Origin of the sequence: Jiangella asiatica (assembly GCF_004349065.1) — a bacterium.
Classification (GTDB): Bacteria; Actinomycetota; Actinomycetes; order Jiangellales; family Jiangellaceae; genus Jiangella; species Jiangella asiatica.
In genome coordinates, this window is sequence record NZ_SMKZ01000029.1 from 40,976 (window position 1) to 59,838 (window position 18,863).

18 protein-coding genes are annotated in these 18,863 nt (G+C 70.7%); 3 read left to right on the forward strand and 15 right to left on the reverse strand.

The window, feature by feature from the left end:
* From E1269_RS19330 to E1269_RS19380, 11 genes are all read right to left on the reverse strand, one after another.
* A complete protein-coding gene (locus E1269_RS19330) occupies positions 1-2,244 on the reverse strand; it encodes a hypothetical protein (RefSeq protein WP_131897504.1) in 2,244 nt (747 codons plus the stop codon).
* A gap of 68 nt (positions 2,245-2,312) precedes the next feature.
* Positions 2,313-3,356 carry a LacI family DNA-binding transcriptional regulator gene (locus E1269_RS19335; RefSeq protein WP_203433900.1) on the reverse strand — a complete coding sequence of 348 codons (1,044 nt, stop codon included), beginning with the start codon at positions 3,354-3,356 and terminating at the stop codon, positions 2,313-2,315.
* A 296-nt stretch (positions 3,357-3,652) separates the two neighbouring features.
* Complete coding sequence (locus tag E1269_RS19340) at positions 3,653-4,966, reverse strand: amidohydrolase/deacetylase family metallohydrolase (RefSeq protein WP_131897506.1); 1,314 nt, start codon at positions 4,964-4,966, stop codon at positions 3,653-3,655.
* A 28-nt stretch (positions 4,967-4,994) separates the two neighbouring features.
* Positions 4,995-5,489: a RidA family protein gene (locus tag E1269_RS19345; protein ID WP_131897508.1), complete on the reverse strand. Its 495-nt coding sequence runs from the start codon at positions 5,487-5,489 to the stop codon at positions 4,995-4,997.
* 39 nt (positions 5,490-5,528) lie between these two features.
* Positions 5,529-7,142 (reverse strand): aminotransferase class V-fold PLP-dependent enzyme, encoded by a 1,614-nt coding sequence (locus tag E1269_RS19350; RefSeq protein WP_131897510.1) that lies wholly within the window; start codon positions 7,140-7,142, stop codon positions 5,529-5,531.
* Positions 7,143-7,263: 121 nt separating this feature from the next.
* On the reverse strand, positions 7,264-8,199 hold the full coding sequence (locus E1269_RS19355; protein ID WP_131897512.1) for a LysR family transcriptional regulator: 936 nt from the start codon (positions 8,197-8,199) through the stop codon (positions 7,264-7,266).
* Between the two features lie 63 nt (positions 8,200-8,262).
* Positions 8,263-9,771, reverse strand: coding sequence for an L-arabinose isomerase (gene araA, locus E1269_RS19360; RefSeq protein ID WP_131897514.1), 1,509 nt, complete (start codon positions 9,769-9,771; stop codon positions 8,263-8,265).
* 46 nt (positions 9,772-9,817) lie between these two features.
* Positions 9,818-10,483 (reverse strand): L-ribulose-5-phosphate 4-epimerase, encoded by a 666-nt coding sequence (locus E1269_RS19365; RefSeq protein WP_131897516.1) that lies wholly within the window; start codon positions 10,481-10,483, stop codon positions 9,818-9,820.
* Positions 10,480-12,150 carry a ribulokinase gene (gene araB, locus E1269_RS19370; RefSeq protein ID WP_131897518.1) on the reverse strand — a complete coding sequence of 557 codons (1,671 nt, stop codon included), beginning with the start codon at positions 12,148-12,150 and terminating at the stop codon, positions 10,480-10,482. The genes E1269_RS19365 and araB overlap by 4 nt, the downstream gene beginning before the upstream one ends.
* A gap of 51 nt (positions 12,151-12,201) precedes the next feature.
* Positions 12,202-13,233, reverse strand: coding sequence for a LacI family DNA-binding transcriptional regulator (locus E1269_RS19375; RefSeq protein WP_203433901.1), 1,032 nt, complete (start codon positions 13,231-13,233; stop codon positions 12,202-12,204).
* A gap of 181 nt (positions 13,234-13,414) precedes the next feature.
* Positions 13,415-14,056 carry a TetR/AcrR family transcriptional regulator gene (locus E1269_RS19380; protein WP_420810651.1) on the reverse strand — a complete coding sequence of 214 codons (642 nt, stop codon included), beginning with the start codon at positions 14,054-14,056 and terminating at the stop codon, positions 13,415-13,417.
* A gap of 48 nt (positions 14,057-14,104) precedes the next feature.
* Between E1269_RS19380 and E1269_RS19385 the strand changes: the two genes are divergently transcribed.
* Complete coding sequence (locus E1269_RS19385; protein ID WP_131897522.1) at positions 14,105-14,740, forward strand: FMN-dependent NADH-azoreductase; 636 nt, start codon at positions 14,105-14,107, stop codon at positions 14,738-14,740.
* Between the two features lie 7 nt (positions 14,741-14,747).
* On the opposite strand, the gene E1269_RS19390 is transcribed toward E1269_RS19385, so the two are convergent.
* A complete protein-coding gene (locus E1269_RS19390) occupies positions 14,748-15,611 on the reverse strand; it encodes an Fpg/Nei family DNA glycosylase (protein WP_131897524.1) in 864 nt (287 codons plus the stop codon).
* A 4-nt stretch (positions 15,612-15,615) separates the two neighbouring features.
* Positions 15,616-16,329 carry a leucyl/phenylalanyl-tRNA--protein transferase gene (aat, locus tag E1269_RS19395; protein ID WP_203433902.1) on the reverse strand — a complete coding sequence of 238 codons (714 nt, stop codon included), beginning with the start codon at positions 16,327-16,329 and terminating at the stop codon, positions 15,616-15,618.
* Between the two features lie 104 nt (positions 16,330-16,433).
* On the opposite strand from aat, the gene E1269_RS19400 reads away from it, so the two are divergent.
* A complete protein-coding gene (locus tag E1269_RS19400; protein ID WP_131897528.1) occupies positions 16,434-17,126 on the forward strand; it encodes an EcsC family protein in 693 nt (230 codons plus the stop codon).
* A gap of 7 nt (positions 17,127-17,133) precedes the next feature.
* Here E1269_RS19400 and E1269_RS19405 read toward each other — a convergent pair whose 3' ends face one another.
* Positions 17,134-17,922, reverse strand: coding sequence for an Fpg/Nei family DNA glycosylase (locus E1269_RS19405; RefSeq protein ID WP_131897530.1), 789 nt, complete (start codon positions 17,920-17,922; stop codon positions 17,134-17,136).
* 80 nt (positions 17,923-18,002) lie between these two features.
* On the opposite strand from E1269_RS19405, the gene E1269_RS19410 reads away from it, so the two are divergent.
* A complete protein-coding gene (locus E1269_RS19410) occupies positions 18,003-18,326 on the forward strand; it encodes a hypothetical protein (protein ID WP_131897532.1) in 324 nt (107 codons plus the stop codon).
* Here the strand turns inward: E1269_RS19410 and E1269_RS19415 are convergent.
* Positions 18,300-18,809 carry a methylated-DNA--[protein]-cysteine S-methyltransferase gene (locus E1269_RS19415; protein ID WP_131897534.1) on the reverse strand — a complete coding sequence of 170 codons (510 nt, stop codon included), beginning with the start codon at positions 18,807-18,809 and terminating at the stop codon, positions 18,300-18,302. The genes E1269_RS19410 and E1269_RS19415 overlap by 27 nt on opposite strands.
* Positions 18,810-18,863 lie beyond the last annotated feature (54 nt).

The following is an 18,863-nucleotide window of genomic DNA, read 5'->3' on the forward strand; positions in this document are numbered from 1 at the left end:
TCATTTCCTCACGATCGGTGAGTTCAGGGGTTGGTGGTGCGGGGCCGGCTCGGCACAGGCGTCGAGGTATTTCGCCATTCCGAAGGTGCCGGCGCTATAGGGCCAGGCTAGACCGCCCCAGGTGTCGCCTTTGCGGATGAGCCCGTCGTCGGCGCCCTGGTCGCAGAACGAAATGCCTTCCGGTTGCATGCCGATGTCGGCGAACCCGTACGACCGCTCCGGGACCGACAGCAGCTGCACCGACGAGTGCGCGATGAGCTGTGCGACGCGGGCGAACAACTGGTCGTCGGCGAGCCGGGCGAGGCGGACCAGATCCGCGGCGAAGAAGAGGGAATAGATGTCGGTCACGCCGGCGCCCCAGATGGAGTTGATGCCTCCCCAGCCGACCGAGCGGACGCCCGCGGTGGCGACCTCGGTGCCGTCAATGTTCGGCACCGTCCAGATGGAGTGCCAGGTCACCGCCTGTGTGGCCGACCGGCGTGCCGCATCCAACCAGCGGCTTTCCCCAGTCGCCTCATGCAGCGCCAGGGCGGCGCTCATGACCAGAAAGGCTGCCTCTTTGTCGACGACGTTCGGGTTGTCGAGCGTCCCGCCGCGGTAGTCGTCCAGTGCGACGGAGTGTCGCAGGACGTACTCGCCGGCTCGAATCGCGGCGTCTCGGTATCGCCGAGCGGCCTCGGGGTGACACCCGGTCGCCTGCCGGGCGACGGCGAGCAGGAACGGGACCACCGTCGACGTCGCCGTCTTGCCGGCGGCCGGCGACGTGCCGAACCATTCTCCGCCGGTAACCGGGTCGCCATCGGGGGTGTAGGCCCGGTACCAGGCCCCGTCGTCATCCTGATACCGGACGAAGAAGTCGGCGAGCCGAAGGCAGGCGTCCCACCAGGACGGACGCGCGGTGGTTGGGTTGTACAAGGAGATGTTGAGCAGCAGATCGGAGCCGGCCTCGGCCATCATCCGGCTGTAGGTTCCCGGCCGGCTGGATCGTCCGAGGTAGTGCATGACCGGACCAGTCGGGTCGCCGCAGGCGTACAGCGGCCGCTTTCGGCCGGTGTCCCACAACGTGTACATCCAGCCGGAAGCGGTACACATCCGATCGACGAACGCGTCCACCACGCGAGCGGCGCGCTCGGACCAGGCATCAGGGTTGTGGCGGGCGAGCATGTAGGCGACGTTGAGCTGCCGGCCGGTGAAGCCGTACTCGAAGATCTGCTCGGAACGGCCCATCCGATGCTCGGCGAACGATGCGCCGAACGCCAAGGGGTGCGAGCCGAACCCGTGTCGCGGGTCGAAGTTGAGCGCGAATCCTGCGAACCCGTCGTCGGATTCCCGGTAGGTGGCAGCAGCCGAATCCAACCGCACTTCGATGGAGTCTCTCAGTGGCACGGGGAGGGCGGTCGGCTCCGGCGCCGCAGCGGCCAAAGCGGCGCTGAACGCCCGGTGAGTCGCGGTCGAGAAGGTCTTCGCGGCGTCGACCCACAACCGGTAGCGGATGGTGATGTCGAGGTCCTCGCCGTCCACCGGGAAGTGTGCGGTGGCCGGGGTACCCTGACGGTCCAGCATGGCGCTGGTTTCGCCCTCGTGGTACGGCCAGTTGGCGCTCAACGTCAGCGTTTCGGGCTCGGTGGAGAAGCCGACCGAGCCGATGTCTGTGCGTTGGATGAACGCTCGCTGGCCTGGCTCTCGCTCCGGCGCTTGGTCGAAGGTGGCGGGGGTGAGTCGTTTCAGGACAATGACCTCACCCCGACGTACCTGGTGGGCCGCGACGAGCGGATAGGCTAGGCGGTGATCGGCGTAGGAGTGCTCGCGGCCATCGGTGTACTGATCCACGGCGTAGATCAGTCCTGGCACGAACAGCCGGACCGGCCCGGGCGACGGCACCGACCATGCCAGCCGCAAGCGGAACCCGTCCGGGTGCTCCGGAGCTGGACCGGTGGCGCGGATCCGGCGGTGCAGCGTCAGCGCATCGCCGGCCGGCTCCCAGGTATCGGAGACCCGGATGGTGGCGTCCCCGTGTCGCCACTGGGCCGTACCCGTCCACCGGCCCTCGAGGGCCGAGGCGATGTGGTCGTAGCCGCTTCGATGAAGGGACCCGTCCACGCCGGCGCACTCGATGGGGTGCTCCAACGTGGCCCATGTGCCGGCTCCGCGGCGGACGTCCAGACCGGCTCCGCGCGGCGCCGGCGCGACCATAAGCGTCACGTCCGCCTCCGCTGTTAGAAAATCTACGAAAAGCTTTTCCAAGCTGCCGACGCTAGACCCGTCACGGAAGTGACGTCAAGCGGCTGCCGGCATCGTCCGGGATCGGACGGTCAGTTGAGCGGAATCGTGGAGCCCCGCTGCACGATTTGGCAGTGCAGCATCTCCACACCGGGCGTCATCCTTTCGTCGATCGCCTCGTAGAGCCGCTGAGCCGCCCGCCGGCCGAGCTCTTCCAGGCGCATGTCGACGCTGGTGAGTTCCGGACGGGCGTTCACCGTGAGCACTTCCCAGTTGTCGAAGCCGATGACCGCGACGTCATCGGGTATTTCACGGCCCTGGTCGCGGAGCACCTCCAGGCAACCTCGGGCGATCTGGTCGCTTCCACAGAAGATCGCGTCGACCGCTGGCTCGTCGGCCAGCAGCATCCGGGTGGCACCGCGACCCCATGCCTCGGTCCACGAGCCGTAGTGGATCCGCCCACACGCCAACGACAACCCGGCCGCGTCCAGCGCTGCCTCGGCGCCCCGGGCGCGGTCGTGGGTCGCCTGGTAGCCCGGGTCGCCGGCGATGTGAGCGATCCGTTTACGTCCGCCCGTGACCAGGTGCTGGATCGCGAGGCTTGCACCAGCGACGTTGTCGATGACCAGCGACATGTCGTCAGGATGATCCGATGGCGAATAGACGTAGACCACCGGGACCGGAAGGCCGCGGCCCAGGGACGGCCGTGGTTCGGTCCGCGAGCCGACGACGATGAGACCGTCGACTCGGCGGCTCAACAGGGCGTCCACGTGGTGTTGCTCACGGATCGAGTCGCCCCGGGCGTCGCAGAGGAACACCGAGGTGCGAGCGGCGCCGAACGCGTCCTCGACGCCCATCATGATCGGCAACGAGAACCGGCCCTCCATGTCGGAGGTGAGCAGACCGACGGTTCCGGTGCGACCGGCCAGCAGGCTCTTCGCCAGCGCGTTCGGCTGGAAGGCAAGGCGTTTGGCCACGTCGACGACCCGTTCGCGGGTCTCGGTCCGCACCCCTGCCCGGCCGTTCAGTGCCTTGGACGCCGTCGCCACCGACACGCCAGCCAGCCGGGCGACGTCGGTCAGGGTCGTTGCCCGACTCGAGCCGTTCGCCACGGTCGCCTCCGATCGCAACTTCACGGGCCGACCGTTGGCTGGATTGGGCTTGCCTCAGCGGGCCGGTTTGCACAGTGTAGCGATGCGAAACCCTTTTCGATACTTTCACAGTACGCTTCACAGGCATTGGCTCCCGTGGCCGGGGTCGCGACCCTCGACGGCTACTTTCACCTGCGGGACTTCGCCGGCCGCGACGAGTGACCCGGTTCGAACCCGGAGCCCCGCCTCGCACGGCCGGCTGCGGTCAAGAGCCCGGCGAGGCCCCGCTGTGCCACTTGACGATCAAGGTTAGTTGGTGCTGGTGATCTTGGCTGCAGGTGTCACTGCTCCCTCGGCATCCAGGGCTTCGCCGCGCGGCCGTCGAGGTCCCAGACCACCTCGCCGGCGCGGACGGTGAGGGCACAGACCAGCTTCCGGTCTCCGTCGATGCGGAAGCCGAAGCTGTCGACGAGCCCGAAGTCGCCCTCCGCCAGCTCGAGCAGCGCCACGTCGGCGGGCGCACCCGGTGACAGGTGTCCCAGGTCCTCCCGGCCGATGGCCTGTGCCGGCGCCAAGGTGGAGGCCTCGATGACGTCGTACAGCGGCAGGCCCAGGGCCAGGAACTTCGACATGACGTTGGTCATGTCCTTCATCCCGGAGTTCATGCTGCTGATGTGCAGGTCGGTGGAGATCGTGTCGGGTACGAAACCCTCCTCCATCGCCGGCACCGCGACGTCCCACGCGAAGCTGCCGCCGCCGTGCCCGACGTCGAACAGCACGCCGCGCTCGCGCCCGGCCCACATGCCGGGGTTGACCTTGCCGTCCTCGGTGAGCTCGCCGCGGTTGCCCGAGTAGGCGTGCGAGTAGATGTCGCCGGGGCGGAGCTTCTCGGTGAGCAGTTGTTCCAGCGGGCGCTCCGGGTGGTCGGCGCCGAAGTCGACCATGACCGGGAGACCGGCGATCTCGCCGGCTCGCACCGACCGCTCCACTGGCTTCCAGTCGGTGCCTTCGTAGTGGGCGGTCTTGATGCCGACGATGTCGTCCGGGTACTGCTGGGCGACTCGCGCCGCCGGCCCGGGCAGCATGTTCGTCAGGTCCTGCTCGAACTCCCCGCCGGCCATGCCCTTGCCGACGATGTTGAGGAACGCCAGCACCCTCGTGTTCGACCGGTCGATCACATTGGTCTTGAACTCGTCGAAGTTCTCCCAGCCGGCCGACCCGGTGTCGACGGCCGTCGTGACACCGGAGCGGAACGTGAACCCGTCGGGGGCGACACTCTGCCAGCCGGCTGAGTACGCGTCGTTCGGCCCGACGAACAGGTGGGTGTGCATGTCGATGAGACCGGGTGTGACGTAGAGCCCGGAGGCGTCGACCGTCCGCTCGGCGCTGGTGGGGTCGATCTCGGCGGCGACCTCGGCGATCACGCCGTCGTCGATCGCGACGTCGAGGACCTCGTCGCGCTCGTTCTTCGGATCGATGACGTGGCCGTCGTCGATGAGCAGGTCGTACTCCGCGTCGGCGCCGCCGCTGCTGGCCGCCCGCGGTGGGGGCGCGGCGTCGTGCTCCGGCGTCGACGATCCGGCGGTGTGCAGGGCGGTCACGGCGAGCACGCCGGACAGGGCGAGGGGGAGGACCGTACGGGACCGTGGTGTCATGTCGGCTCCAATCCGTCGGGGTCGTGGCTCAGCGGCAGGCGATGCAGTCGATCTCGACCAGGGAGTCGCCCGGGATGCCGGCCGCGGCGGCGATGGTCGTCCGCACGCCGGGGCGGTCGCCGAAGCGGCCGAGGAAGACCGCGTTCATGGCGTCGTAGTCGTCGAGCGAGTTCAGGTACACGTTGACCTTGAGCACCTTCTCCATCGACGAGCCGACCGCCTCCAAGTAGCGCTCCACCTCGTTCAGCACGTGATCGGTGTGTGCGGTGATGTCGCCCTCGAAGTGGGCACCGATTCCGGAGATGAAGACCAGGTCGCCGAACGTGACGATCGGGCTGAACAGCGGGTTGTCCGGCGGCTCACCACCCGGCCAGTGCGTCTCCTTGTGCGGCCGGTGCCGCGAGCCGCCGGGCTGGTCCTGCTGCTCGGAGTCGGTCAGGGCGGCCGCGCCGGTCGCGGCGGAGGCCGCCACGACCGCAACGGCCGGTGCCTTGCTGATGAAGTCTCGTCGGTTCGGGATCACAGTGCCTCCTGGTCTGCGTGCTCGAATGACGGGGTCGGGTCACGCCTGGCGGGTGGCGGTCCACGTGGCACGGAGGTACTCACCCATGTCCAGGGCGCCGCTCATGGAGGTGCCGTCGCCGGACACCGTGCCGGTGAACGTGAAGGAGAGCGCGTCGCCGTGCGACTCGCCGTAGCTGCTGCGGATGCTCACGGTCTCGCCGCTGACGGTGCCGGTGGCCTCGCGCGACACGAACTCGCCGGTGTGTGTCCCGCTGAGGTCGGCGCCGTCCTGGGTCAGCTCCAGCACGTGCGCGTCGGAGCTGCTCGCGGTGTACTCGATGCTGACCTGCCAGGTGCCGGCGACGTCCACCGCGGGTGGCCGCGGCGGCTCGGGCGGCTCCGGCGGGTCGAGCAGCAGTGCCCGCAGCTCTCTGGCGATGATCTTGTCGTCACCGGGGGACATCATGTAGGGCGTGATCGACACGCCGGTCCGCCCGGGCGCGTCGCCGGATGTCGAGTTGAGCGCGATGCGCGGCTCGCCGTCGTACATGGTGGCCGAGGCGGTCGCGCCGGACAGTCCGACCTGCTCCTCGTCCCAGTACACGCGCAGCGACGGGGTCCGGTTCGACAGCCCTTCCGGCTGCACGATCCGCGTGGTGACGCCGTCGACCGTGGAGACCGTGCTCGCGATGTGCTCCAGCCACCCCGTCCACTGGTCCCACTCGGCGTCGTGGTCGCGCCGCAGCCACATCTCGACGGCGGCGAGCATGCCGATCGCCTCTTCCTTGCCCACCTTGAAGCCGCGCCCGTAGCCGTGGTGCGGCGCGCTGTGCACCCACGCCGCCCGGACGAGGTCCTCGCGGCCGAGCAGCAGGCCGGCCGTCTGCGGTCCGCGCAGGCACTTGCCGCCGCTGTAGGCGACGAGGTCCGCGCCGCGCTCGAGGTGGACGTTCGGGATGGTGAGGATCTCCGCCGCCGCGTCCACCAGCACCGGAACGCCGTGCGGCCGAGCGATCTCGGCGATGGTCGCGGTGTCGAGCTCGCTCTCGTCGACCCGCGGCCCGGCCATGATGTAGACGAGCGCGGTCTGCGGGCCGAGGGCGGACTCCAGCTCAGCGCGCGTCTCGACCTCGACGACAGTCAGACCGATGGCGCTGACGGCGGCCTCGTAGACGTTGCGCGAGTGCCGCGGGATGATCGCTTCGGTCTTCTCGAACCCGGTCAGGTCCGGGATCTGGATGTGCAGGTCAGGGTTGCCGCCAGCGGTGCAGGCCGCCGCTGCGTGCCCGAGCCCGGCCGAGCACCCCGAGCTGACCATCCCGAACTCCGCGCCGGTCAGCTCGCCCAGACGCCGACCGACGGCGTCGGCCAGCTCGTCCAGGTGGACGTACTGGCGGGCGGCGGCGTCGATCGCCTCCAGCACCTCGGGCAGCATGAGCGAGCCGCTCAGGATGGTGAACGTGCCGCGCCCGTTGATCAGCGGCCGCACGCCGATGGACTCGTAGACGTCGAGTCCGCCGGGTGCCGTCACGGCTCCAGGAGCGGGGCCGGTCCGAGCCGCCGGGGCGCCCGCCTCGGCCACTCCGGCCAGGACCGGGCTCAGAGCGAGGAGGCCACCCAGGCCACCCGCACGTTGGATGAGTTCGCGCCGACCGATCCCGTCAACTCCCATCAGCACTCCCAGGCATAGTGTGAGTCGAATAGGTCAGTCACACTACGAACCCGGCGGATGGGTGTTAAGCGCGTCTTTCGTATAGAAGTATCGGGCTACGCGATCATCTTCGCGAAAGGGGTCACGGCAGCGCTTCGGTTCCGGCTGGGCGCGGCGCCACGACGATGGCGCCCAGCAGGTCACGCGCCGCCCGGCTGAGCGGCCGCGACGAGTCCCAGCGCACGGCCACGCGCCGGCCGCAGTCGCCCTCCAGCCGCCGTACCACGATGCCGTCGGTGTCGCAGATGGCCGCCGCGAGCCCATTGGTGACGCCGACGCCGAACCCGCGCCGCACCAGCGCCATCAAGGTCTGCGGCTGGTTGGTGGCCTGGACCGGATGCAGCTCGAAGCCGTGCTCGCTGAACAGACGATACGGCTCGTAGCCGGCGGGATCGGGTGAGTCCATGGAGCCGATGGTGATCAACGGATAGGTGTTGACCTCGCTGATCGGAAGCGGCTCCGGCAGTGCGCGGAGCGGATGGTCCGGCGGGAACGCGACCACCAGCGGTTCCCGCCAGAGCAGCCGCTCGCGTATGGACGGCGTGCCCAGCGGCGGGCTCATCGGCCGCACGCACAGGTCGATCTCGCCCGCGACCAGCGCCTCGCCGAGCTCGATCGTGGAACGTTCGACCAGCGCCACCGTCACGTCCGGGTGGTCGGCCGCGAAGCGATCCAGCAGCTCGGGCACGAACGCCGCGCTGGCACTCGGATAGGTGCCGAGGGTGACGACGCCGTGGCCGGTCGCCCGCCGCGTCGCCATGGCGTCCTCGGCCAGCTCGAGCTCGTGCAGGATCGCCTCGGCGTGTTCCGCCAGCGCCTTGCCGGCGTCGGTGAGCATGACCGGGCGCTTGCGGCGGTCGAACAGCCGCACACCGGAGGCTCGTTCGAGCGCCGCGACGTGGGTGCTCACCCGTGGCTGCGAGCGGTGGGTAGTCTCCGCGGCCGCGGAGAAGCTGCCGGTCTCGACGACCGCGAGGAAGGACACGAACCACTCGAGCCGCACATCAGGGTTGAGCATCGCCGACCGACCGCCGTTCTCCCCCCGGGCAGGGTAGCCGATCGGTCCCGGGGGCCGGGCGCCCTAGAGGCCGCCGGCGAGACGGTGGTAGGCCTGGTTCCAACGCAGCTCCTGGGCGAACCGCCGGGTGGTCGTGTTGGCGTCGATCACCACGAGCTCGGTGCGGACCATGTCGGCGAAGTCGGCCAGGATCTCCGCGCCGACCGCCTGCGACAGCACGGTGTGGTGCGGTCCGCCCGCGGTCAGCCAGGACTCCGCCGACGTCGACAGGCTCGGCCGCGGCTTCCACACCGCCCGGGCCACCGGTAGGCGCGGCAGCGGCTCGTCCGGCGGCACCACGTCGATCTCGTTGGCCACCAGCCGGAACCGGTCGCCGACGTCGGCCATGCCCACGACGACGGCCGGGCCGGCAGCGGCGTCGAACACCAGCCGGACCGGGTCCTCGCGGTTGCCGATGCCCAGCGGGTGGATCTCGCAGGACGGCGTGCCGGTCGCGATGGTCGGACAGACCTCCAGCATGTGCGCGCCGAGGATCCTCGGCTCACCGGGCCCGAAGTGGTAGGTGTAGTCCTCCATGAACGACGTGCCGCCGGCCAGCCCGGCGGCCATCGACTTCACCGTCCGCAGCAGCACCGACGTCTTCCAGTCGCCCTCGCCGCCGAAGCCGTAGCCGTCGGCCATGAGTCGCTGCACGGCCAGGCCGGGCAGCTGGCGCAGCCCGCCGAGGTCCTCGAAGTTCGTGGTGAACGCGCGGAACCCGCCGTCGGTCAGGAACGCGCGCAGGCCTGCCTCGATGCGCGCGGCGTAGCGCAGCGACTCGCGCCGGTCACCGTCCTTGCGCAGCTCCGGCACCAGGTCGTAGGTGTCGTCGTACTGTGCGACCAGCTCGTCGATCTCGGCGTCGCTGGCAGCGTCGACCACCGCCACGAGGTCGTTGACACCGTAGGTGTTGACCGACACCCCGAACCGCAGCTGTGCCTCGACCTTGTCGCCCTCGGTGACGGCGACGTCGCGCATGTTGTCGCCGAACCGGGCCAGCTTCAGCGCGTGGATCTCGGCGTACCCGACGGCGGCCCGGACCCAGGCGGCGATCCGGGCGACGACGACGGGGTCGCTCACGTGGCCGGCGACGGTGGTGCGCGCGACGCCCAGCCGGGACTGGATGTACCCGAACTCGCGGTCGCCGTGTGCGGCCTGGTTGAGGTTCATGAAGTCCATGTCCAGCTCGGCCCACGGCAGCGACCGGTTCGCCTGCGTGTGCAGGTGTAGCAGCGGCGTGCGCAGCGCGTCGAGTCCGCTGATCCACATCTTGGCCGGCGAGAACGTGTGCATCCAGGCGATCAGGCCGACGCAGGAGTCGTCGGCGTTGGCCTCCAGCGCCACCCGCCGGATGGCGTCGGCGTCGGTCAGCACCGGCTTCCAGACCACGCGGACCGGGATGTCGCCGGCGCTGTCGAGGGCCTGCGCGATCTGCTGCGACTGCCCCGCGACCTGGCGCAGCGTTTCGTCTCCGTAGAGCCCCTGGCTCCCGGTCAGGAACCAGACCTCACGCTGGTCGAACACCGCATCCATCGTCATCTCCTCGTGGCTTCGTCGGCTCAGTGGGCGTTGCCCAGGCTCACTGGCCGTACACGTTCTGGTATCGGTCGTACAGGCGGTCGATGTCGTCCTGGGGGATCGGCTTCGGCTCGCCGAGCTGACGGGCGATGTGCACCGTCCTGGCGACGTCCTCGCACATCACCGCTGCCTTCACCGCTGCCGTGGCGTCCTCGCCGATGCTGAAGACGCCGTGGTTCTTCATGAGCACCGCCGGCGACCGGTGCCCGGCCAGCGTGTCGACGATGCCGCGGCCGATGGAGTCGTCCCCGATCAGTGCGAACGGGCCGACCGGGATCTCGCCGCCGAACTCGTCGGCCATGGCGGTCAGCACGCAGGGGATGGCCTCGTCGCGCGCGGCCCACGCGGTGGCGTAGGTGGAGTGGGTGTGCACGACGCCGCCGACGTCAGGCCGGTGGCGATAGACGTAGGCGTGCGCGTCGGTGTCGCTGGACGGGGAGAGCTCGCCGTCGACGAGCTTGCCGTCGAAATCGCAGACGACGATCGACTCCGGCGTGAGGTCGTCGTACGACACGCCGCTGGGCTTGATGACGAACAGGTCCGCGCCGGGCACCCGGCCCGAGACGTTGCCGGACGTCCAGGTGACCAGGTTGTACCGGGTCAGGTCGGCGTGCAGCGCGCAGACCGTGCGGCGCAGGACGCCGATGGTGTCGTCGAGGGTGGTCATCGGGTCACCGCGGTCCGCTTGATGGCGCGCAGCCGGCGCATGACGTCGTTGCCGCCGCGCCCGAAGTAGTCGTGGAGCGTGACGTACTCGGCGTAGAGGGCGTCGTACGCCTTGGCGCGGTCGGGGTCGGGCTGGTAGACGGCCCGTTCGACATTGCCCATGGCGGCCGCGGCCGCGTGCACGTCCGGGTAGGCGCCGGCTGCGACGGCGGCGTGGATGGCCGAGCCGAGAGCCGGGCCCTGCTCGGAGCCGATGACGCTCAGCGGCAGGCCGGTGACGTCGGCGTAGATCTGCATGATCAACCCGTTCTTCAGCAGCCCGCCGGCGATGATCAGCTCGGTGACCTCGACGCCGGCGCGGTTGAACGTCTCGATGATGGTGCGGGTGCCGAACGCGGTGGCCTCGAGCAGCGCCCGGTAGGTGTCCTCGGGCTTGGTGGCCAGCGTCTGGCCGACGACGACGCCGGACAGCTCGTGGTCGACCAGCACGGACCGGTTGCCGCTGTGCCAGTCCAGCGCGATCAGCCCGTGCTCGCCGACCTCCTGGGCGGCGGCCAGCTCGGTCAGGTACTCGTGGACGTTCAGGCCCCGCCGGGCGGCCTCCTCGGCATAGGTCGCCGGCACCGACGTGTCGACGAACCAGCCGAAGATGTCGCCGACCCCGCTCTGCCCGGCCTCGTAGCCCCAGCGGCCGGCCATGATGCCGCCGTCGACGACGCCACACATGCCGGGCACCTCGCGCAGGACGTCGCCGTTCATGACGTGGCAGGTGGACGTGCCCATGATCGCGACCATCTGGCCGGGCTCGACCGCCTGCGCGGCCGGCGCCGTGACGTGGGCGTCGACGTTGCCGACCGCGACGGCGATGCCCTCGGGCAGGCCGGTCCATGCTGCCGCCTCGGCGGTGAGCCCGCCGGCCCGGTCCCCGAGCTGGCCGATCGGCTGGTCGAGCTTCTCGCTGACGAAGTCGGCGAAGCCGGGGTTCAGCGTCGCGAGGTAGTCCGGCGAGGGGTAGGCGCCGTCCTGCCGGATGCCCTTGTAGCCGGCGGTGCAGGCGTTGCGCACGTAGCTGCCGCTGAGCTTCCAGACGATCCAGTCGGCGGCCTCGACCCAGCGCTCCATGGCCGCGTAGATCTCCGGGTCCTCTTCGAGGACCTGCAGGGCCTTGGCGAACTCCCACTCCGACGAGATCAGCCCGCCGTATCGCGCCAACCACGGCTCGTTCCGATCGGCGGCAAGTGCGTTGATGCGGTCGGCGTGCGGCTGGGCGGCGTGGTGCTTCCAGAGCTTCACGTACGCGTGCTTGCGCCCGGCGTACTCCGGCAGCTCGTTGAGCGGGGTGCCGTCCGCGAGCGTCGGGATCATGGTGCACGCGGTGAAGTCCGTGGCGACGCCGATGACGGCGGTCGGGTCGACGCCGGCGGCGGCGACGGCCCGCGGTACGGCGGTCTTGAGCACGTCGATGTAGTCAGAGGGCACCTGCAGCGCCCAGTCCGGCGGCAGCCGCTCGCCGGTGCCGGGCAGTTCGTTGTCGACGACGCCGTGTGTGAACTCGTGGACGGCGCTGCCCAGCTCGGCGCCGTCGGCGACCCGGACCACCACGGCCCGTCCGGACAGTGTCCCGAAGTCGATACCGACGACGACGGCGTCGTTGGTGTTATCGCTCACAATGTCTCCCTGCGCTCCTCGGTCCTGTGTAGGCCGGCGTCCGCGTTGCCGTCACGCCGTCGTTGGTGGTGCCGTGCTCTTCCTGGTCACGAGCGTCGGTGGGACGACGATGCGCTCGTGTTCGTCGCGTCCCACGGAGCCGGACTCGATGAGGTCGAGAAGCAGGCCGATGCTCCTGCGACCGACCTCGGCGAAGTCCTGCCGGACCGTGGTCAGCGGCGGGCTGAAGAACTCCGCCTCGGGAATGTCGTCGAAGCCGACCACGCTGATGTCGTCGGGCACCCGGATGCCGGCCTCGGTGAGCGCGCGCAGCAGCCCCAGTGCCATCTGGTCGTTGCCGACGAAGATCGCACCGGCCTCGCGGTCGGCGGCGATCGCGCGGCCGGCCTCGTAGCCGGCGCGTGGGCTCCAGTCGCCCTGGATGAGCCGCGGCACCGGCGCACCGGCCTGCTCGAGTGTTGCCTGCCAGCCCGTCGTCCGGCCCTCGGCCTCCAGCCACTCGGCCGGGCCGGCGACGTGCCAGACGGTGCGGTGGCCGAGGTCGAGCAGGTGCTGGGTGGCCAGCCGCGCGCCGGCGACCTGGTCGACGGCGACGACGGGGGTGGCGCCGGCCTCGCCGCCCTCGACCGCGACGACCGGCAGGTGACCAGGGACGCGTGACACCGCCGCGGCAGCCTCGATCTGTGGCGCGATGGCGATCATGCCGTCCACGGCCTGGGCGGTGAGGTAGTCCAGCGCCTCGTCCACGTTCTTGCGGGTGATGGTCTTCAGGCTCACGATGCTGACGAAGTAGCCGGCGTCGCGGGCCGCCTGCTCGATGCCGAACAGCGTGCTGGCCGGGCCGTAGAGCGTGGTGTCGAACGCGACCACGCCGAGGGTGTTGGTGCGCCGGGTCACCAGCGCGCGGGCGGAGAGGTTGCGCCGGTAGCCCAGTTGGTCGATGGCGGCCAGCACGCGCTCGCGGGTGGACGCGCGAACGTTGGGGTGCCCGTTGAGGACCCGCGACACGGTCTGGTGCGACACGCCCGCGATACGGGCGACGTCGGCCATCACCGGGCTGCGGTTGACCGTCCCCTGCGTCATGCTCACACCGTACTCTCTGCGCAGTCGTGGGTGTGAACGTTAACAAGGACCCCGTCGTCGCGCCACACGCGATCTTGCAAATGATCACGTTCAGCACGAAATCGCGTGTCGCACCATGCTTGTGAGCCTCGTGATGCACCAGGAATCCTCGTGGTGGCGGCGGAGTGGACGCCGCCACGGCTCACCGGAGGGCGACGGCGCGAACGGCCCGGCGGGTGCGTTCCGGTCCGACCTCGGCGACCATGGCGTGCAGGTGCTCGGCGGCCAGCGGTGCCAGCACCGCGTGGGCGAGCGCGTCGGGATCGGTGTGCTCAGGTGATCCGGCCGCGGCGAGCAGCAACGTGACGTGCCGGTGCCAGAAGCGGTAGGCGCCGATGCGGTACCGGGCGCCGGGCGCGGCGGTCTCCGACATGCGCACCAGGTCCAGGTGGACGAGGACGTAGTCGAGGTAGGCGTCGACGAACGCGGCCAGCCGTTCGAGCGGCGCGGGCGCGTCGTCGTGCCCGCCCGGGCCGAGAGGGGCCGGCCCGAACAGGATGGCTTCCTGCAGCTCGCGCTCCCGTTCGTCCAGGAGCGCGACGGCGAGCCCGGCCTTGTCGCCGAACCGGCGGAACACCGTGCCCTTTCCGACCCCGGCGGCGGCGGCGACGGCGTCCATCGTCACGTTGTCGACGCCGTCGCGGGCGAACAGCGCGGCCGCGGCGTCGAGCACGGCGACCCGGTTGCGGGCGGCGTCGGCCCGTTCCCGCGGCGGCGAGGAGCGCAGTTGCAGCAGCTCGCCCGGCGGCGGGGAATAACCGGACCGCGGTCCGGTCTTGTCCATGGACATAACCGGACTGTAGTCCAGATCGCTCGTTCGAAGGGAACCTCCATGACAACACTCCTGCACATCTCCGCGTCGCCGCGGGGCAACGTCTCGGAGTCGCTCGTGCTCGCCGACGAGTTCGTGGCCGCCTACCGCCAGGCCAACCCCGGTGCTGAGGCCAGGCACTGGGACCTCTGGGACGGCACCCTGCCGGAGTTCGGCCCGACAGCGGCGCACGCCAAGATGGCGATCTTCGCCGGGCAGGACCTCGACGACACGCAGCGAACCGTCTGGAAGGACGTCACCGCGGCGTTCGCCCGCTTCGACGCCGCCGACCATTACCTGTTCAGCGTGCCCATGTGGAACGCCGGGCTGCCCTACGTGCTGAAGCAGTTCATCGACGTCGTGAGCCAGCCCGGCCTGGTGTTCGAGTTCCACCCGGAGCTGGGCTATCGAGGACTGCTGCGCGGCAAGAAGGCCGCCGTCATCTACACCAGCGGCGTCTACGCACCCGGCCGCGGTCCGGCGTTCGGCTCGAACTTCCAGAGCCCCTACCTGGAGGACTGGCTGCGCTGGGCCGGCGTCGAGGACATCCGGACGGTGTCGCTGCGGCCGGACTCGGTGGTGGGAGACCCGGCGGACCCGGAGGCAGGGCGGCGCGCCGCGCGAGCGGCCGCGAGCGCGGCGGCGGCCACGTTCTGACCCCGCGCTACTTCAGCAGCTTCGACATCCGACGGTCGGCGAGGATCTTGCCGCCGGTCTGGCAGGTGGGGCAGTACTGGAGGCTGGAGTCGGCGAACGACACCTCGCGCACGACGTCGCCGCAGACCGGGCAGGTCTCGCCGGTGCGCCCATGGACCCGCATGGACGAGCGCTTGGAGTCCTTGAGGTCCTTGGCGGCCAGTCCTTGCGCGCGCTTCAGCGCGGTGGTGAGCTCATCGATGATGACGGCGTGCAGCGCGGCGAGCTCGTCGTCGTCGAGGCTCGACGCGGGCCGGAACGGCGACAGCCTGGCCGCGTGCAGCACCTCGTCGGAGTAGGCGTTGCCGATGCCGGCGATGACCGACTGATCGCGCAGCACGCCCTTGATCTGGGCGCGTTTGGCGTCGGTGAGGATCTGGCGCAGCCGGTCGACGGTGAACTCGTCGGATAACGGGTCCACGCCCAGCCGGGCGATCCCAGGGACCTCGGCGGGGTCGCGGGCGACGTAGACGGCCAGCCGCTTGCGAGTGCCGGCCTCGGTGAGGTCGAAGCCGGAGCCGTCGTCGAGGTGGACGCGCAGCGCCAGCGGCCCGCTGCCGGGCTTCGGCGGCTTCGGGGAGAGCGTGTCGCTCCACCGCAGCCAGCCGGCCCGGGCCAGATGGATGATCAGGTGGATACCGTCGCAGTCGAGGTCGACGAACTTGCCGTGCCGGGCAACCCCGGTCACGGTGAGCCCGCCGAGCGCGGTGACGGGTGGGTCGAAGGTCTTGAGCACGCTGATGGCGGCGACGTCGACACGCGCGACCACCCGGCCGACCGCCTTCTCGCGCAGGAAGGCGGCCAGGGCCTCGACCTCGGGTAGCTCCGGCATGGTGTCAGTGTGCCTCGTTCGGTACGCGCCCGGCGAACACGGGCGGCAGCGGCAGCTCCAGCGCCCGGCGCAACCGGCTGAGGTACTCAGGACGCGGGATCTCGACCACACCGAGGCTCTCCAGGTGCTGCGTGCCCCACTGGACGTCGAGCAGCCGGCCCACCTGCCCGTCGGCGCGCAGCAGCTCGACCAGGGCGACCAAAGCGACCTTGGACGCGTCGCGACCCCAGCGCTGGGTGGCGTGGAACATGGACTCCCCGGCGAACAGACCGCCGATGGCCACGCCGTACAGCCCACCGGCCAGCCGGCCGTCCGGCGTCCATGCCTCGACGGAGTGCGCCCAGCCGAGCCGGTGCAGCCGCTCGTAGGCCTGCCGGATGCCCGGGGTGATCCACGCCCCGGGCCGCGTGGGGTCGGCGCACGCGTCGATGACCTCGCCGAAGCTGGCGTCGACCCGGATCTCGAACCGTCGGCACGACTGGCGCAGCGACCGCGACACCCGGAGTCCGCCCAGCGGCAGCACGCCGCGCGGGTTCGGCGACCACCACGCGAGGTCGGTGGCCCGGCCGAGCAGGTGGTCGACCGGCATCGGGAACAGGCCGTTGCGGTACGCCGCGAGGAGCGTGCCGGGCTCCAGGTCGGCGCCGAACGCGACGAGGTCGTCGTCGCCGGATGTGCTGGGCAGCTCCCACCGGGTCGGCGGCGGCTCGACGGGCACTACGGTCTCCCTCCCGGCACGGTGCGACGGCTCCGCTCCCATCGTCAGGGTAATCCGCCCCACGACGGATCCGAATGACGTCGCCGGCCACGTACAGTGAAGGCATGGGTGTGCGTCGGACCGTAGGCACCTGGGCCGGTACCGTCGCCGCGCGACGCGCGGCGCCGATCATGGCCGCGCGCGGTGCGAACCAGTTCATGAGCCGGGCCATCGAGGGTTTCCCCGGCTTCCCGGGCGCCCGCGAGGTGGCCCGTCGTCACCTCGACAAGCGCGGCGACGTCGAGCGCGCCATCCGCGACGTCATCGAGCAGCACATCCGGCTGGCCGGCGTCCAGGGCTTCGTCACCAACATCGGCGGCGTCGTCACCATGCCGGTCGCTGTGCCGGCGAACATGGCCGGCATCGCGGTGCTGCACTTTCGCATGGCCGCGGCCATCGCGCACCTGCGCGGCTACGACATCGCCGACCCGCGGGTGCGCACGGCCGCGATGATGACACTGCTCGGCAAGGACGGCGTCGAGGCCGCGCTACGCGGCCGCGACCTGCCGGGCCGGCCGTTCGACGTTGCCACCGGCATCAACGAGCCCGACCCCGCCGTCGTCGAGCGAACCGTGGCGGGCGTGACGTCGCAGCTGGTGGCGCGTATCGGCGGCAAGCATGCGACGCTGGCGATGGTCCGCCGCGTCCCTGTGCTGGGCGGTGCGGTCAGCGCGGGCGTCGACGCGTTCTCCACCTACGCGATCGGCCGGTTCGCCGACCGCGAGTTCCCGCCCAACGTCACCGTCGAGCGGGCCTGATCTCGCTTCAGGGCCGCGGCTGGCAGCGCGGGCACCAGTAAGTCAGCCGCGCCTGGGGTGGGGTGCCGATCTGCGCTGACCGGATCGGCGTGCCGCAGCGCCAGCAGGGCCGCCGGCCGCGTCCGTACACCCAGTGCTGCCGGCCCGGGCGGGGGTCGCCGGTGGTCACCTGGCGCCCGGTCTCGATACCGAGGTGCAGCAGCCGGTGCGCGTCGTCGACGACGGCGCGCAGGTCGGGCGCCGCGGCCACCGGCGTCCACGGTGACGCGCCGGCCAGGAAGCACAGCTCGGCCATGTACATGTTGCCGATGCCGGCGAGGTTGCGCTGGTCGAGCAGGGCGACGCCCAGCTCGCGGTCAGGGTCCGTGAGCAGGCGGCGGACGGCGACGTCGGCGGACCAGTCGTCGCCGAGTAGGTCGGGGCCCAGGTGTCCGACGACGCGCGACTCGTCCGCGGTCCGGACCAGCTCGACCACGGGCAGCCGGAACCCGACCGCGTCGTGCCGGTCTGTCGACAGCACCACCCGGATCTGGAACGCCGGACCGCCCCGCCAGGGCTGACCGGAGGCGAAGACGCGCCAAGCGCCGTCCATCCGCAGGTGGGTGTGGAGCGTCAAGCCACCGCTCACCCTGGTGAGCAGATGCTTGCCGCGGGCGACCGACTCGGTGACGGTACGTCCGGCGAGGTCGGCGGTGGCCAGGCGCGGCACGCGGAAGTCGGTGCGCACCAGCTCGGCACCGGCCAGCGCGTCGTGGAGGCGTTTCGTGGCCAGCCAGACCGTGTCGCCTTCGGGCATCTGTAGAGCGTCCCACAGGCGACCGAAAACCCCTCGTCAACCGTTCCCGGGGTGGCTAGCATGCTGGTCAGGGAGCCACGATGGATTCGCCTTTCCACGACCTCGGCAAAGTCTTCCGGCGTCGCCGCGCCGGCGGCCGCGGTGCGCCGTGCATCATGCCCGACCCGTTCCAGACCCTCAACGTGCAGCTGCGGCTGTCCCGCGTCGTCGGCGAGATCCGCCGGCTCGAGTGCGACCAGGGCCGCTGGGCGCGGGCACACCACCTGGCGGCGGCCACCCGCGCGTACGACGACCTGTTGCTCGACGCGGCGCGGCTTGCCGGCGTGCCGGTGCCGGACGCACCGGCACCGGTCCGCCGGGTCATGATCGAGAGTGCGCTACGCCACGACGGCTGGAGCTGGTAGCCGCTGCTGGCTGCCGGTGGTCTCCAGGTCCAGGAGCGTGCGCTTGCGGTCCAGGCCCCAGGCGTACCCCGTCAGCACGCCGGACGAGCCCACCACGCGGTGGCACGGCACCACGATGCAGATCGGGTTACGGCCGTTCGCGGCGCCGACCGCGCGGGACGCCGTCGGCCGGCCGATCTGCTCGGCGATCTCGCGGTAGCTGCGCGTCTCGCCGTACGGGATGGCCCGCAGCGCGGCCCACACCTCCTGCTGAAACGGTGTCCCCGACGGGTTCAGTGGGACGTCGAACTCGCGCAGCTCGCCGGCGAAGTACGCGGCCAGCTGGTGGCTGGCGGCCGTGAAGGGCGCGTCGTCCTCGACCCAGCCGTCGTTGTCGAGCATGGCCGGCCGTCCCATGTAGAGGCCGCTGAGCCCGGCGCCGTCACCGGTGAGCCACAGCGTGCCCAGCGGGCTGTCGACAGCGGTCCAGTACGCGGTGGTCATGGGTTCTCCTTCGATGGTTCTCGGGTTCTGGAGTTTCGCGGGGGCGTGACGCGG